This is a genomic window from Algoriphagus halophilus (assembly GCF_900129785.1).
GTDB lineage: Bacteria > Bacteroidota > Bacteroidia > Cytophagales > Cyclobacteriaceae > Algoriphagus > Algoriphagus halophilus.
On the sequence record NZ_FSRC01000001.1, the window covers coordinates 2,272,728 to 2,289,167 of the forward strand.

Genomic DNA, 16,440 nt, shown 5'->3' on the forward strand with positions numbered 1-16,440 from the left:
TGACTTTTCGGAAAGCCACACGCTCCTTCTGACAACCCAATTTTTCACTGGTAGAAAATGAAAGAATAATTATTTTATTCTAAAGTGGGTTCATAACAAAGTTTATTCAAATATCTTTAAGCGAAAATTACTTCCTTGCCAGGTAAGGGCTATGTCAAAATCTTCTACTATAAATAAACCTTGGACTATTTCACTTATCTATTTAATAGTAGGTATATGCTGGATTTTCTTTAGTGACAAGGCTGCGGAATATTTAGTCAGCAATGATATTAGGGAAATGTCCAGGTATCAATTGGCAAAAGGAATTTTCTTTGTCATCGTCACCAGCCTTTTGCTGTTTATCCTGATTTATCGATTGTACAGTCAAGTCAATCAAAGGAAACAGGAACTTGAGTTACTTTTCACCAATCCCAATCTGGGGATTTTAAAACTGGATGAAATGGGATATGTCACCTATATCAGTGAGAATATCCGCAAAATCACGGGATACAAAGCATCGGAAATAGAAGGAAAACATATAATCCACTTTTCTCCTGTCGAATGGAAGGAAATAGACCTAGAAGAACTGAAGTTAATTTCCAAATCAAAAGGAAATGAAGGATTCACTTTTACCAAGCGGATTTTATGTAAAAATGGAGAGATTATTATTCTTAAAGCATACGGAATGAAAGTCGTAAATGAGCGGATTAAATCCGTCAGTTATATTACCACCTTTCAAAACATCACCGATCAGGTCAAATTCTTAAACAGGCTTGAATCTCAAAACAAGAAATTGAAAGATATCGCTTTTGAACATTCCCATGTGGTCCGGGCTCCTCTAGCAAGAATTATGGGAATCACTGATCTGATCCAGAATCACGAGTTAGACCCTGTTGAAAAAAAAGAGTTGCTCTACAATTTAAAATTATCCAGTGTAGAGTTGGACCAGGCATTGAAGGAAATCAACCTAAAAATGAATGAGGTTTGATATCTCTCTGAATCAGCTTATTTTTTGATTTAAATACTGGGTGAATTGAAGGTTATCCGGTGTGATGATTATCTGCGTCTCGTCCTTCTTTTTAATGAGTACTTTATTCTTTCTTTGGGTAGCAAATAAAATCACCCTCCCTAGTTTAGGAATATAAAACCTTCCAAAATAGCCAAATAATCCCCCTACTCCGAAAGTCCTAATAGTACCTCTGGTCTCTTCCTTTGAAAGCTCTTTCACTTCGATGATTTCAGGAAGGCGTATGTGGACATTTCCAATAATCCTTTTGATGGTAAGTGTTCCATCACCAATCTCATAACCCTGAGGTGAAAAAACCCAGGTGCCGAACAGCACTAGAATTAAAAACACGAGTATAAATACATGGAGATAAAAGCTTGTGGTATCAGTTTCTGAATCCATAATGATGAGGAAACTGCGCTGCCCCAAATAAATGAAAAGTAAAATAATAAACACTGTAATGCCTTTGGCAAGCGTATCTAAAGATGCTTTAAATTTCATTGTTTACGTTTTTTTTCGGTTGAGATGTTTCAAGATGCCAGGTTTTCTAAACCCATTTTAGTTACCTGGATAGTTTTGCAAACTTATATCCTTTACCCTCGAGTCCATTAATTAATCCTTCCAATTGCAGGTAGAATTTATCCTCCCTTTTGGGGTCCGTACCTGGGTGAATTAACAAATGAAATCCGTTCAACCCAGCCTTCGATTCATACTCGTAAACACTTTCAAGAATCGTAGATGAATCGACATAATTGTCCATGTCAGGACTGGTATAATCAGCATTTGACCTTGTCCCTGCGCTGAAATTAATGGTAAGCTGCCCCAACCCTTTCGCAATCTCCACGACTTTCTTATTGTACCATTCGTAGGGAGGCAAGAATATATCAGGATGGACTCCCAGATTCCCCAACTCCTTCAAATTATCCATGATGTCCTGCCTGATCAACTGTTCATCCACTAATAAGCTATCTCGGTTTCCCCAATCACAGTACAATAAGTGTTGATCAGAATGGGCTCCCAGGTAATGCCCCCCTTTCGCTATCTTTTTCACCAGTTCCTGATTAGACCGTACAAATTCTCCCGTAAAAAAGAAGGATCCTTTTATTTCATATTTTGTTAGAACCGAAAGAACATGCTCAAAACCTTCCTGGTAATCATGCCCGGAGAAAATCAGGTAAATGTTTTTCTCCTTTTGGTCTGATCTGGTCAAAGCTCCATAGGCATCATAGGTTACTTGTCCTTGAACAAAAGAAACACTGCAACTAAAACACAGTAAGAGCCCCCAGACTTTATTCATGATTCAAATAAGTAAGAATCATTAGCAGCTCTGCGGATCCATCCAGGGTAGGTTCATTGGTGCTATAATCCATCCAATCATCCATGTATTTAATATGATCCGGCTGCAAATGCGCATATTCATCCGGTTCTGAAAGTTCAATTCCCAACATATTCTCATGAATACTTGACCAGATGGGGCCATCTACCAGGCTTCCTGCAATGGAGGTATCCAACAATCTCCAAAAGGGCATATGCACATCCAAGGGGGAATCCGCATGTTCCGGAAGCCCGGTAATCATGCTGGAACTCCATGGGTTTAATCCCAGCAACCAGTTGACATGATTGACCAAAAGAGGTCGGTATTTGGTTGAACCAGTCATTTCTTCGTACAACATGGCTTGGGTAGCTACTGCCGCTGCCAGGTTATTGGAACACCAAATAAATAAATGCCCCACACCATAGGGATTCTGATCTGCTCGTTTTTTTACCTGCTCCAGGTTTTGTTCGAAGTAGGCCACCATCTGCTTTTTGTCTTCTTCTTTCCCGATTTGCCAAAGTGCGTAATGCCCCATGTTTAAGAACGGATACATTTCGTAATGGCTGGCAGAATCACGTTCCATCCAGGACCATTCTTTGATAATGGATGCATATCTTCTGGCATCCTCCAAATATTCTTTCTCTTTTGAAATTTTAAACAACTCTGCAGCCCCCCACTCCATGTCATCCGCCCAGGTGTTTTCCTCATACCGATAGGGGGCACTAAAACTATTCCCCTGCTGAAAGCCTTCTTGTTTCTTCCCCGTTTGGTAAAGTTCTACGGCTGCCTTCAAGCATTTCTCGGCAAATTCATGAAACTCAGGAAAACTAATGAATACTTGATATCCCAAGGCGAGGGTGGCAGCTGACCTACCCGCAAGGTTCCCAATACCTGTGGCTTCGCTTTTGTATTGAGAAAGTCCTTGTGGTTTGCCAGTTGCAAAATAGACGGGCCTAAAACGATTGGACCCCCATCCATAATCTGCATTGTCCTCATGAGGTAGCTTAAAGCCTCTATGGTCTCGGTCATCAGCCACTTGATGGTATAATTCACTGGGTCCAGGATGTAATTTCAGGATCCATTCCAAGCCCCACTTGGCTTCATCCAAAATATCAGGAAGCTCATTCTTCATCGGAAGACCTTGCTCATTTACTTCATCCATAAACCGCTCAGGCCTCATTTGATAAGTCATCAAGAGTCTGGCAGTGGTATTACTGCTGGTGATCAAATATTTCAGCTGATCTCCGGCATCGTGCCAACCTCCTGTCGCATCCATTCTGGTGGAATCAGACCATATCCCGAAAAAACTCAATCCATCTTCCTGATGACAGTACTCTTCGGTAAAGGGATTAAACCCGCATCTTTGTGTCCTGATGAATGAGACGACCTCCTCTTGCCAGGCAGGATAAGCCCCTATCCGAAAATGCTCACTTTTGACAGTCAATTCCGGCAACTCCAAATAGAACTCTCCTTCCTCCATAAACCCAGAAAAATCAACTTCATAATAGAAGGAAAAAGGACTCCATGGATTGCCCTTTTTTTGAAGTTCCAATCGTTCTTTTGTTTGACCGGCAGACGTTTTTAAATATACTTCTATTGTCCCTAGATCGACTTTGCTCAGCAGCAATGCTGTTTTAGGCATATCTGAAAGATACCCTTGTAGGTTGACTCGAAATTCCACATCCGGGGCAGCCATCAGTTCCGTGGAACGTAGTATAAAAACAAGGACAACCAGAACAATAGGGAGATTTTTGAAATTCATAGGGAACAAATGAAGTGGACCAAGGGTGTTTTAAAAATAGATCTAGCTGAGAAAATACTTCATTCATTACTCATAAAAAAGAGATTCTAACTAAAATACCTTTAGAATTAACATCATTTAATTTTTGGGGGAACCGAATCCCACCAAACCATCCTATTGCAGCATTTAAGCATGATCAATTTCATTTCGGGAGAACGTTTCCTGGATGATCACGAATCCAAACAGCATGGTACATAGTCTCACCAAACCAGACAGACTAAAAAAGGGACCGACATGATCCCCTCTTGAAAATCCCTGATTGAATAGTTTATTGGATGACTAACTCATCCACAAACATAAATCCGGACTGGGTGTTTTTTGCAACCACTTGAACATACCTGGCTCTTTTCCCTTCCAGTGAGCCATCAAAATGATGGAAAATCAAGCCTTTTTCTTCAGGGGAAATGGGATGATTCAACGTCAACACTTTTTCATAGGTTTCCCCATCCCCAGAAATGGAAACTTCTACCGAGCCAGGAAGGAACACGCCCGGTCCTATTACTTGCATAAAAGTGGCGGAGAAAGAAGACAGGTCATGGACTTCTTCCAGGTCTACCACGACATCCAGGTCATTGGTAAATCCCTGCCAAAAACCGTCATTGTAAGAGTCTCCTCCCCTCAATCCATTGGTGAGGCTTCCAGCATCTCCTGCCGGATAAGATGGGTTCCAGGCCTTATGATAAACTACAGGTTTGCCTATGGCTAGATGATAATCCACCTGCTTTCGCAAAATCGGCTCTTTGGCCTTCCCCTCCTCAAATACTGCTGCCACAATGGAAGCACTTCCATTGACAAAAAACTCCCCCTCATACCGGTTCGAAGCAGCGCTTGGCATACTGCCATCGGTGGTATAATAGATGATTGGATCATTCAAGTCCGTTTCAAATGAAACACCGATCCTTTTATTTTCAAGGTCCACATTCATAAAGGGAATCAAGGCATTACTTTGCTTATACTCATAGTTCACCCCCATGTACTCCAGTCGATCCAATTGGCTGGGCAGTCTTCTTTTAAAGGAATCCCAATCCTGAATGGAAGCGGGAGACCAGGCTCTTTCGGCAAGCGCCAATACATTGGGGAATAACATCGCATCAGCCAAGTCCTCGGAAGGAATGGTTTCCGTCCACAGACTTGCTTGCAGACCTTTGATCTGATGGGATAGCTCCTCTGGAAATTTAGCTCCTAAGAGCTTCTTATTGTAGATGTCAAACAGTTTGGAATTGGGACTCGAAAAGTAAAAAGGATCTCCGGGGGTTAAAATCAAATCATTCCCATTCTTTACTACGTTGTCAGGGACTTCAGCCACCCAATTTCTCCAATACATCACATTCAGACTCGCATCAATTCCCCCAGCCAAGGCATCATCCCAAACAACGACTTCTTTCCCTCTTGCTTGGAGAAAGTTGGTTACGCGCTTTACAAAATAGCTTTGAAGCATGTCCACATCTTCGATCCCATTTTCTAGCATGAATTCATTGCATGCTGCAGATTCTTCCCAGGTGGATTTCTCCACTTCGTCTGCACCGATATGAATATATTTGGATGGAAAAATTTCACTTACCTCTGTCAAAACATTTTCCACAAACGTATAGACTTCCTCGTTTACAGGACAAAGTGGCGTGGAAAACACCTCGCCCCATGCTGCCTCCCCATTACAGGCCAACTCCGGAAATACCGAAATTGCAGCCATCATATGACCGGGCATATCTATTTCAGGAATAATTTCCACATGCCTGGTACCGGCATAGGCCACCAAATCCTTCAATTCCTCCTGTGTATAATACCCCCCGTAATGAAGTTGATCATCGATGACTTGGATGTGGTTAGGGTCCAGGGCAAACCTAGGATCTTCCATGGATTTATCTATGCAAATTGAATCTTGATCATTGAAGGTCCTCCAAGCTCCCTGTTCTGTCAATTGGGGGTATTTCTTGATTTCAATTCTCCAACCTTGGTCATCGGTCAGGTGTAAGTGGAGTTTGTTGAGTTTATACAAGGCCAATAGATCCACATACCTTTTTAAATAATCCATGGAAAAGAAGTGCCTGGAAACGTCCAAATGCATTCCCCTCCACTCATAAGTTGGCTGATCGCTGATCTCCAAAACAGGAAGCCTGATCTCCTTTGAGGAATTGGAAGGTGGAATTAACTGGATCAAAGAGACCAACCCGTAAAAAACACCTTTGTTATGACTGGCTTTTAAGGTGATTTTATGTTCCTGGATAGAAAGCGCATAGGATTCTTCCCCTTCAATTTCATTGGACTTTAAAATTTCCAGACTAGTTCTCCCCTCTGAAAAGGAAAGCTCCTCCCCTAATTGTTCTGAGATGTACGATTGGAAAAAATCAATTTCATGTTGGAACCCATCTGCTTCGGAAACGATCAACTGGGTTTCAGCATCCAACACAAATTCCCCTCCGGCTAGGTGGAGATGGGCAGGGGCAGGTATAATGGATACCTGTTCCCTGGCAGGCCGTGAACAAGAAAAAAGAAGGCAGATCCCAAGGAAGTATAACAGGTGTTTCAAAACGAGTAAGCTAATGTGAAACGCCAAAGATAATAGGGGAATTAAAAATAAATCCCTTCCTTCAAAAACCTCCTTGCCAGCTCATCTACTTCAACAAGTATTCAGCCTATTCAACAAAATGGATAGATGATTCATTCTCGGTAGGTTAGCGCATTCAGTAGGTCAATTTAAAATTTTCAAATTCACCCTTACTATTTTCTTCCCCTCTCACAAATAATCCAGCTTTGATGCCCCAAGACCAAAAATCCAAATGATCTCCCTCTACCTGACTTGCCCCGTTTTGATCATTGGTAACCGGACTCCAGGCTTTCCCATCTAGGCTGTATTCAAAATTCAGGCGGTAACCTTGCTCCACGGTCGCTCTTAGCCTCACTCTATCTTCTTGGCCCAAATTTCTTTCATGTAAAATCTCCAAGCTTCCGTCCTTCACTTTCCACAAGACCAGCTCCCCATTTTCCACGCCCAACCCTACACTGTTCTGCTTGGTAGCATACAACGCAATTCCGCTTAATGCATCTGAATTCGCCAAGACTGCTGCTTCCATGGTAAAGTCTGCTGCTTCTGGATTTACGCCAATAAAAGCCCCTGATGGGTTGGAAGGATCCCTGTTTTTGTCAACCATTACCAGTTTCCCCGAATCCGTACTCACTTCCTGCTCGTAATTGGGGATATCATACCTCCAGACAGCCCCTAGTTTTTCTGAATTAAACTCATCCTTGAAATCCTTTTTAAGGTGGGAAGGCTGGGAGCTTTGGTCATTCACTTTAAAATAGGGCCATGCCTCTGCTTCATTCCAAAAAAATTGACTGAGGACCGCAGCCCTCCCCAAATAGGGAAAACCTGCTGTAGGATAAGCATGGTATAGGTAATACCAATCATCCCCGGTTTGAATCGCAGTCCCATGCCCAGGGCACTTCCAGTTTTGATTTCCCGTTAATATGGGGTTTCCAGGATATTTTTCCCATGGACCTTGAAAGCTTTTTGCCCTGGCCACACCTACCATGTAATCGCATGAAGCGCCACAGCAGGCATTGCCAGAATACAATAGGTAGAGGTAACCATCCTTTTCAACAATAGATTGTCCTTCAATGCCACCTTTTTCCCAGTTCCCTGACTCAGCAGTCAGCATTTCAAATACTTCTCCTTTCAACTGCAGGCCGTCTTCTGATAGGGCTGCACCCAACAATTGAATCGGCTTATCCGGGTTTAATCCATAGGCTTTCCAGCTCACATACAGTTCATTTCCTTCCTGAAACACAAATGCATCTATGGACTCATTTCCCCACTCCAGCAACTGTCCATGATCCTCAAACCCAGAAGAAATATCCTCGGTACTGGCAACACCGATCACCGATACCCCATCTTTTCTTTTAGCAGTATAATAACAGTAAAATTTCCCATCCCGATAAAATAATTCGGGAGCCCAAAAACTGGAACTGGTCCATTCAGGAATCTCCTTGAACACGTAATTCACGAATCTCCAGTTCCTGAGATCAGAAGATTCGTAAATGGGATACAATGGCCCCCAATCATTGGAAGAGCCTGTTGCATAAAAGGTACCGTCCACCTCGATCACAGAAGGATCCGGCAACTCCCCCGGAATCACCTGGGTCTGAAAAACTGCTGTTTGGGAGGGCTCATTAGTCTGATCAAGCTTGGTTTTACATGATGCCAGCAGTAAAACCAAGGCAAAAAATGAAAGCAATCGCATGATTTAAAATAGGTTTGTAGGTAGTGAAATTAATTCAAAAAGATACTGTGAAAATCTGAAAATACGGACCTTCTGGACTGATCACTTTTCGATTATAAGCCAATTGATAAGAAGTATTTGCCCAATTGATATTGCAAAGTCCATGGGAGCTGCCTCTTGGAGCAGCCACGATCTGGATGGTCTTTCCATCCTCTACTTTGGTCAAGTAAATGGATTCCTTTACCCCATAAGCCAAATACTTCCCATCAAAACTTAAATCAAAGGAGGTGTCCGCGGAAAAATCATTATGGGTGACCTGAACGATGGTACCATTTGCAGGTGAAACCGAATAGATTTGAACCAGTCCCTTTTCATCTTTTTTGTAAAAATAGATGTTACTGCCATCTGGTGAACTTCTTAACCATTGCCTCGGTCCTTGAACTCCCGGATAGGCATGTGTAGAAGTATAGGTCAACCTCCTTTGTTTCACCCCCTCAGGAATAGCAGGAAGGCTCGTCTTAGTCCCAGTGGTAACCCTAGTTTTCAATTGTTCAAGTTCCTCAGGTATGTCAGAAATAAAGACTTCGGTCGCTTTCTCACCATTTGCCAGCACTACATCTCCCAAATAGGCCAAAGCTCTTGTTTGAACGGTTCCATCTTGCCTTTGGTAACCCGATTTTCCTACCCAGCATTCTTCGTAGGCTTTACTTATTTGATCGGTCCCTTTTTCAGGAGTTGCGGTAACCTCCGCCAATAAGATGGCAAAGCCACTTCCATTGAAATTTTCAGGATTGATGCTTCCATGAATTGAAACTGGATCTTTGGTCAAAATTGCTCCCACAGTTCTTAAATCGACTATTTTTGGGTTTTCCTGAGCCGCTAGGTCCACTACTTCGTCGTTGTAGGTAAAGCTGACCATTTGGCCATCGGAGCTATAGGAGTAGGCATGGGATCCACCTCTTAAGGCTCCCAAAGTAAAAGGTTCCTGAACATCACGTGCATCCAGTGGATTGGCTTTCAAATCATCATCCAAATCAAGCTGCATGCCAAAACGCCTCGTAATTGAATACGGCTTTTTTTCCGAAGCATTCCATAAACCATGAATAAAAACAATCTTGTTTTCTTTGGGGTGAAAGCTCACTGCTCCTGCCCCGGGCCCAAAATTTTGTTGATTTTCAATGGTGTAAACCCTGCTTACTTTTTTCGTGGACAAGTCCAAAAGTTCAATGGAAGCATTCTCTCCTATTTTGGAATCCTCATTTCTATTGTCAAACACCAACAATTGATCATTCGGGGAAAATGCCTGTCTTTGATTTAAAAAATGACCTGTTGGCCCTTCCGTCATTTGAATTTCATGGAGCACCATGGGATGGGTGAATACCTGATCTAAGTCCACATTTTTATTTTTTCGATGACAACTAGCACACAAAAGTACCAGGGCAAGGGTAAACTTTGATAGAAGCCGCAAAAACCTGCATAGGTTATTCTTTATAAAAAAGTCCATACCCCAAATTTAGATAAAGCCAGTTTCCATTTATCACTCACTGCAACGCACCAAAATCATAATAATTTGGCGCCTTTTTCATATCACTCTTTTAATAGAGACAGCCAGTACATTCAATATTTTTAATCTACAATATAATATTTTACACAATTATGTTTTGCTTATTAGTAAATATTGAAATCAAAATTCCTAAAACCACCTATTCTCGAATCAATTTGGTTTGTATTCACCTAAGAATTATTGTCATCAAAAAGTGAGACAAAAAGTGTATACAACACCAATTTCAATTTGTACACAGTTATACATGAGTAAAACTGTAATCCAAAAGAAAACCCAAATCACTCTGTCCCCTAATAACATAGAATACCTACGAGTCATTGTAATGATCCCTATCAGCACACATTCGAAGTTCAAGTCCTCCTGAACTTTATCCCATTACTCATTCAGTTCTTTTTCGGTTCGAAAGACTTTCCCTCCTTCTGCTTCAAAAGTAGATACCAAAAACTCAAAATTCTCTTCAGGGTCAATTTATATCCCCCCACGAAGGATCTTGAATAGTTGAGGAGAAACTTCTTGAAAAATCTATTGGTCAATCATTTGCTTTATTAGTGATTGGGAGAACGAAAGTCAAGTTTATATTCCCAGTACAATGATTGAAGTTCGGTTCTTATCTCTTCCAAATTTTTGATCAATTCCTGAAAGGAGGGCTTATCTCCATCATAGATCATATCCTCTTTCATTTTACTATAATCTTTTTCCCACTCTCTTATCACCTCAGGAGGTGGAATGGGGTTAAGCTTTTTAGGATTGTGACAATTGTAATCCACATCCCCAACTCTTGCAAATTTAAAGCGGTGAGCAACAATAGTTTCATACAACTCTCTGTCATTGATTGCTTTGGCTGCAACTCCTGCTTTAGCCAATTGAAACACATCGTAAATGTGCCTACTTAGCCTTTCCACCCTTCTTTTTTCTACCGGCCTGTGAAATTCCTCATGCAACAAAAATAACTTCTCTAAAAAAGTCCGTTCTGGAATTGCTGTAGGCACTCTAAATAACGGTTTAGCGAATTCCTTACCAGCATACACTTCATCAACCATAGAACCAATTGTCTGAATAGTGAATGGTTCTCTAAGAGAACGGCAGCTAATCTCTATTTGTACCCTTGGTAAAATATAGTCCGAATCTGATGGAATTATATTTGGATAATAGATTTCCAGGACTCTTGGATCCTGATCACTGTCTTTCGCTTCTATTACTTTAAATTCAAGTCCAGATAATCCGTTTTCATGAAATTTTTCTTGTAGTTCTTCAAAGAATATCCCGGTCGTGTAGGCCCCTGCCTCTTTTCTAAGTTTGGTAATTTTAGTCTTTGAAATTTCTCCTTTGAAGCCTTCAAAGAACTCCTTGTCGATAGCTAAATCAATATCCTCCGAAAATCTGTTGATGAGTTTCCACGCTTTGCTTAATGAGGTCCCTCCTTTAAAAACCAAATGTTGGGCAATTGACATCTGAAAAATGATTTCCAAGGTTCTGCTTACCCACCAGTCTTTTTCTACAGCAAATGGTGTCATCCCCTCTTCGTTGGCAATAGCATTGAAAATGGCTTCTTTCTCTGCCTTGTCTATGGTATAGAAATCAATTTTTGCCATCGCCTAATGCCTTTTTCATGATCTTCTGAATCCATATAGGTGCTAAAGCAATATCATGGTTCAGGTCTTTTTGATCCTCTTTTTGTAGCAAAGCCAATATCTTTTGCTCGTCTGTTTCAGTTATTCTATCCTTTCCGATTTCCTTCAATGCTTGGATCACCAAGCGACTGATTTTACCCTTGGCCAATAAGTTCTTGGGAGTAGCTCTTTTAAACTTAATGGAGCGCTTTCCTACCCTGAGTTCTCGGGGTGAACCATCCGTAAGCAAGACAATGTTCATCGGGACTTGGGTACTCAAACCCAGAGCATTCAAAGCATAACTCCCAGTAGGTACGGTTCTGACCCGATCTCTTTTGGCAATGGCTTCTGCCACTTCTTCGGCTGTAGGCGTCAACTTTCCAATGAGAACACTCTCTTTTGGACGAACATAAATTCCTTGTGCTACCCTGAGGATTACCCCTTCCTTTTCTAATCTAAAAAGAGACAACCTTACTGCCTCAGAAGAACCCAAATCACTGAAATCAGCAGGCAGAAACAGCTCTCCTTTAGGGAGGGTCTCAATGCGTTTTAATATTTGATTTTCGATACTCAATACTTTTATTTTGTAACAAATATAATAAATATTTGTTACAAAATAGAAACGAATTGTAACAAAAATTCATCTTTTTTGTTACAAAATTATATCACAAATCTTATCAAAATTTGTGACCGATTGTATTATATAAATCCCAGGAATATCAATAATAATTAAGACCGCCATTCTTTCAATTTCCCTCAAATAACTAGTCCAGAAATCCTCCAGCAGGATCCCTTATTGCAATCTTTGCAGCTATCATTTTCGGAAATACATGGTTTGCTAATTCTTGCATTTTTCTCACTTAGTTTTATTAAAAGAAAAAAAATAGAAAGAGAAAGCTTAAAAACGGAATATAGATTATCAAAATAAGTTAGCCCAGCAAAAAAATAAAAGTAAAAAGACAGGCTGAATGCAAAAAAGTCATAAATCTATTCGAATCCAAACTATCTCTTGAAGTAGTAAAAATGTCCGTCTTCAGCTCCTACTACCAGTTCCCAGATCCCATCTTTGTTCCAATCTACAAATGTGGGGCTGGTAGTATGACCTGCCAGCACTTTATCCGACAAAGGTCCTCGATGTTTAAAAACCACCTTATCAGGTGTTTGGCCAACATTTTCAAAAAGAGACACGTTTACACTATTCACCAATAAGTCCATGTCACCATCCCGATCCCAATCCACCAAACTTATTTTCCTTCTTCCACTTCCCCCATCTTCCGCATGATTCAGCTGCAAAAGACCTCCTTCCTCATTCATTGGAACATCTCGATTGCTGAAAACTGATGCGTTTTCACCATAGAATATTCGTTTTCCTGGTAATACAGCCTGTTGCCCATTTGTTTTCACTCCCTCAAAAAATGCCAAATACCCTTCATGGTCCAACATGATCAAATCCATCACCCCATCCTGATTCCAATCCATCGCATAAGGAGTGGTTCTCCATTGCGTGACCAATTCATCCGGTGCAGATTCCCACCAATTCCATGCAGGATAGGTAGCAGGCTCGTTTCCTCTTTTCACAAGAACGGGCTTGGGAGTCTCTAAGTCATTGCCAGTGTTTCTAATCCACTCTACCCTGCCCCAAATCGAATTGAACAGGATGTCGGGATGGCCATCTCCATCCCAATCTGCTACGGATAACGTGGTATACCCCCATTTAGCTTCTGCTGGCCCCTGAATAGAACCATTGGAACCTGCCTGGATTCGAATGGCCTCCCCTTTTGATTTCAACAAGGCTGGCTCCGCCCAAACTGGATTTTCCCCACCTCCAAGGTTTTCGATGAAGGCAAAATATCCTGCAGAATTTCCTGTAATAAGATCTTCATCTCCATCCTGATCCCAATCCACACTGACGGGGGTGGCAAGTGCACCAAATTTGAGGTTATCCGATTGCTGTCGGAAGTAAACCGGAGATTCGAACAGGGGCAAACCTTGGTGGGTAACACCGGTATTCCTGACCAAAGCCACTCTCCCATCCTCATCGCCAATTACCAGATCCACATACCCGTCTTGATCCCAGTCCACTGCAACCGGAATAATCATTTCCAGATCCATGTTGATTATACCAGTGGCGTTCTCCAGAAATCTCCCTTCAGCATAGATGGGGTTGGACCTATTTCCGATATTCTCGAAATAACTTAACCGGTCTAAAAACTCACCACAAATCAAATCCAAGTCTCCATCTCCATCAAAATCTGCAAAATTAGGAGAGGGGGCTCCATACACATCCAGGATTTTCCCGCCTGCTTTTAGTTCACCCCGGTTTACATAATCCCCATTCACATTTTCCAATAAAAACACATAACCATGCAAAGGGCCATTCGTCCATTCTCCTTGTTGGTTAAATGCATTATCCCAACCATAATCAGCCCAATCGTCTATCCCTACGACTACATCAAGATCACCATCTCCTTCATAATCCACCATCTTCCATTGATTAAACCTGACTTTTTCAAACCCTTTTTTTAATTCATCAGCATCATATAGGTCTCTCTTTTTTCCATCCATATGAATCTTGAAATCCAGCAATTCCGCTCCAGGCACATTCACTTTCATTCCCTCTTCTATATGGGATACCTGCACATTCCGGATGGCATCTCCCAAACGTACCGGAGGTGCAAAATCAGGGAATGATCCTCCCGTAGTGTTCTCAAAAAAATACAGGCCATTAAAGGGTTTATCCGGACAGGATACCAGCATATCCATATCCCCATCTCCGTCATAATCCATTGGTAAGGGCCAGGCCCACAGCCCCACTCCCAAAAAGGAAGTGGTTTTTGGATTGTTATATTTAACAATTTCAAAATCAATACTTTGACCATTATCAAGTAAAGTACTTTCTTGGGCAAAAACCAACCGGTTTCCGAATCCAAAAAAGGTCAAAAGAATTAAGACAAACAATGTATTTTTCATAGGACAAAACAGGAGATCAACGGGAATTCTAAAATAGGTAAGGCCTATGTCCCAAAGGTGCATAGGCCCTTTTAAAGACATGTTAGGTAGCTTGAATGAAACGAAATAGCCGTCAAGGTAATGCCTTGACGGCTTTTGATGCTCGTCCTTGCTTCAAACAAAGACCTGGTTAAACGATATCCGGAACCTCAAATCCCGGTCTATAATTCCTTGTCAGCATTTTGTCTGCCTCAGCATCATTGACGAATTTCTCTGATTGAGGGTCAAAATGTAATACTCTTCCCAATCGATATGCGATATTTCCCAAATGGGCTAATCCTGATGATAAATGTGCGGTTTCCACCGGGCCATTCAAAATAGATCGATCATGCTTTCTAACGGCTTCAATAAAGTTGGCAAAGTGTCCATCTGTTCCACCTGCTCCCCGATCCATTCCGGTGGCTGCTTCTCCTCCATCATCACCGGAAATCCCTGGCGTCCTATCTGGCCCAAGGAATGACTGGAATTTATCATATCCATCCACCACGATGTAGCCTTTGTCTCCATAAAAAATATTTCCAACAGTAGCTCCTCCCTCTGTATTGGTATACCAAGGTCTCACCTCAAATTGGATGATTTTACCTTCTTCAGGGTAATTATAAATAGAAGTCAACACTTCAGGCACTTCTTTACTGTCGTTCCAAAGGTATTTACCACCCATGGAAGTAATCTCAGTAGGGAAACCTACATCCAATCCCCACATGCACAGGTCAGTTTCGTGAATTCCTTGATTCCCCACATCTCCATTTCCGTAATCCCAGTTCCAATGCCAGTTGTAATGCACCAAATTCCGGGTAAAAGGTCGTTTTGGAGCCGGACCTGTCCATAAATCATAATCTAATCCTTCTGGAACCGGTTCAAAACCTTTATCTCCAATATCTCCTCTCATTCTAAACACCAGGCCCCTGGCCATGTAAACACGACCGATGTATCCTTCCCTCATCAATTGAATGGCTTGCTGAACAGCTGGAGAGCTTCTCAATTGAACGCCATGTTGTACGATTCTATCGTATTTATTGGCAGCCTCAATCATTTTTCGACCTTCCCAGATATTATGAGATCCTGGTTTCTCCACATATACATCTTTTCCTGCCTGACAAGCCCAAATAGTTGCCAATGCATGCCAATGATTAGGAGTCGCCAGACTGACCACATCGATATCTTTATTGTCAAAAACTCTTCTTAGATCCTGCTCCACTGCCACATCTTGGTTATATTTCTCTTTAAAAGTTTTTTGACGATCTACCAGCAAATTCATATCAGGATCACATAAAGTAGTTACCTGCACGTCTTTTTGGGCCATAAAACCTTGAATATGCGAGTTTCCTCTCCCATTGATTCCTAAAACCGCAGCATTGATTCTATCGTTTGCACCAAATGCTGAGGCGGGAATGATGGTAGGAGCGATGAGCGCAGCAGAACTTGCAATTGCCGTTTTTTTAATAAACGTTCTTCTAGATGAGTCTTTCTTCATTATTGTTAATTTTTAAGGGTAAGTGTCTTTAGGGACGCCTCTTTGGTTTCTTGAAACAGATCGCATGTACGACACACGAGAACCAGTTCAAGCAAAGAAGCTATTTTGGGCGGTTTGGGAATGAATGTTCAAGCATCAAACAATTTAAATCATGTATTTCAGATGAGATTTCTGCCTTTTCTACCATTCTAAAGGGTCTCCGGAATTTGAGAAAAAAGACATCATCCAATCCTTTCAAAAGAATAAGTCCTCCATTAAAAATACTTGAATAAATTACCTGTTTAAGATAAAAAGCAAACAGCAAATCACCTAATAAATCGCTTTTCTATTATTTGAGCGGTAGCAAACCCCATTTAATCTATCCCCCTCCCAATTCAACTGATCAATCCAAGACAGCGTCATCCATATAAAATTCAGTCCCTAACAATTAGGATAAAAAAAAGAGATGGTTAGAACTTAACCATC

At 41.4% G+C, this 16,440-nt stretch carries 11 protein-coding genes; 1 reads left to right on the forward strand and 10 read right to left on the reverse strand.

The genetic code is table 11. The features are described 5' to 3' along the window. Window positions 1-151: 151 nt before the first annotated feature. Window positions 152-967 (forward strand): PAS domain-containing protein, encoded by an 816-nt coding sequence (locus tag BUR11_RS09610; RefSeq protein WP_074224602.1) that lies wholly within the window; start codon window positions 152-154, stop codon window positions 965-967. A gap of 12 nt (window positions 968-979) precedes the next feature. On the opposite strand, the gene BUR11_RS09615 is transcribed toward BUR11_RS09610, so the two are convergent. The 10 genes from BUR11_RS09615 to BUR11_RS09660 form a co-directional block, all read right to left on the reverse strand. Next, window positions 980-1,486, reverse strand: coding sequence for a PH domain-containing protein (locus BUR11_RS09615; protein WP_074224603.1), 507 nt, complete (start codon window positions 1,484-1,486; stop codon window positions 980-982). A 61-nt stretch (window positions 1,487-1,547) separates the two neighbouring features. Next, a complete protein-coding gene (locus tag BUR11_RS09620; protein ID WP_074224604.1) occupies window positions 1,548-2,282 on the reverse strand; it encodes a polysaccharide deacetylase family protein in 735 nt (244 codons plus the stop codon). Further along, entirely contained in the window at window positions 2,275-4,062 is a 1,788-nt protein-coding gene (locus BUR11_RS09625; protein WP_074224605.1) for a glycoside hydrolase family 9 protein, read from the reverse strand. Before BUR11_RS09625 ends, BUR11_RS09620 begins: the two co-directional genes overlap by 8 nt. Before the next feature lie 307 nt (window positions 4,063-4,369). Beyond that, entirely contained in the window at window positions 4,370-6,628 is a 2,259-nt protein-coding gene (locus BUR11_RS09630; protein WP_074224606.1) for a glycoside hydrolase family 20 protein, read from the reverse strand. A gap of 154 nt (window positions 6,629-6,782) precedes the next feature. Beyond that, complete coding sequence (locus BUR11_RS09635; RefSeq protein ID WP_074224607.1) at window positions 6,783-8,339, reverse strand: family 43 glycosylhydrolase; 1,557 nt, start codon at window positions 8,337-8,339, stop codon at window positions 6,783-6,785. Between the two features lie 34 nt (window positions 8,340-8,373). Next, window positions 8,374-9,714, reverse strand: a complete 1,341-nt coding sequence (locus tag BUR11_RS09640; protein ID WP_159439216.1) for a DUF3748 domain-containing protein — start codon at window positions 9,712-9,714, stop codon at window positions 8,374-8,376. A 713-nt stretch (window positions 9,715-10,427) separates the two neighbouring features. Continuing rightward, on the reverse strand, window positions 10,428-11,474 hold the full coding sequence (locus tag BUR11_RS09645) for a nucleotidyl transferase AbiEii/AbiGii toxin family protein (RefSeq protein WP_074224608.1): 1,047 nt from the start codon (window positions 11,472-11,474) through the stop codon (window positions 10,428-10,430). Further along, entirely contained in the window at window positions 11,461-12,066 is a 606-nt protein-coding gene (locus tag BUR11_RS09650; protein WP_143185908.1) for a DUF6088 family protein, read from the reverse strand. Before BUR11_RS09650 ends, BUR11_RS09645 begins: the two co-directional genes overlap by 14 nt. Before the next feature lie 428 nt (window positions 12,067-12,494). Further along, window positions 12,495-14,462 carry an FG-GAP repeat domain-containing protein gene (locus tag BUR11_RS09655; protein WP_074224610.1) on the reverse strand — a complete coding sequence of 656 codons (1,968 nt, stop codon included), beginning with the start codon at window positions 14,460-14,462 and terminating at the stop codon, window positions 12,495-12,497. Between the two features lie 169 nt (window positions 14,463-14,631). Then, window positions 14,632-15,975 (reverse strand): Gfo/Idh/MocA family protein, encoded by a 1,344-nt coding sequence (locus BUR11_RS09660; protein WP_074224611.1) that lies wholly within the window; start codon window positions 15,973-15,975, stop codon window positions 14,632-14,634. Between the last annotated feature and the right edge of the window lie 465 nt (window positions 15,976-16,440).

Coding starts and splice junctions, on each gene's coding strand:
- BUR11_RS09655 (WP_074224610.1), bottom strand. CDS start 14,462: ATGAAAAATACATTGTTTGTCTTAATTCTTTTGACCTTTTTTGGATTC.
- BUR11_RS09620 (WP_074224604.1), bottom strand. CDS start 2,282: ATGAATAAAGTCTGGGGGCTCTTACTGTGTTTTAGTTGCAGTGTTTCT.
- BUR11_RS09635 (WP_074224607.1), bottom strand. CDS start 8,339: ATGCGATTGCTTTCATTTTTTGCCTTGGTTTTACTGCTGGCATCATGT.
- BUR11_RS09610 (WP_074224602.1), top strand. CDS start 152: ATGTCAAAATCTTCTACTATAAATAAACCTTGGACTATTTCACTTATC.
- BUR11_RS09625 (WP_074224605.1), bottom strand. CDS start 4,062: ATGAATTTCAAAAATCTCCCTATTGTTCTGGTTGTCCTTGTTTTTATA.
- BUR11_RS09660 (WP_074224611.1), bottom strand. CDS start 15,975: ATGAAGAAAGACTCATCTAGAAGAACGTTTATTAAAAAAACGGCAATT.
- BUR11_RS09645 (WP_074224608.1), bottom strand. CDS start 11,474: ATGGCAAAAATTGATTTCTATACCATAGACAAGGCAGAGAAAGAAGCC.
- BUR11_RS09615 (WP_074224603.1), bottom strand. CDS start 1,486: ATGAAATTTAAAGCATCTTTAGATACGCTTGCCAAAGGCATTACAGTG.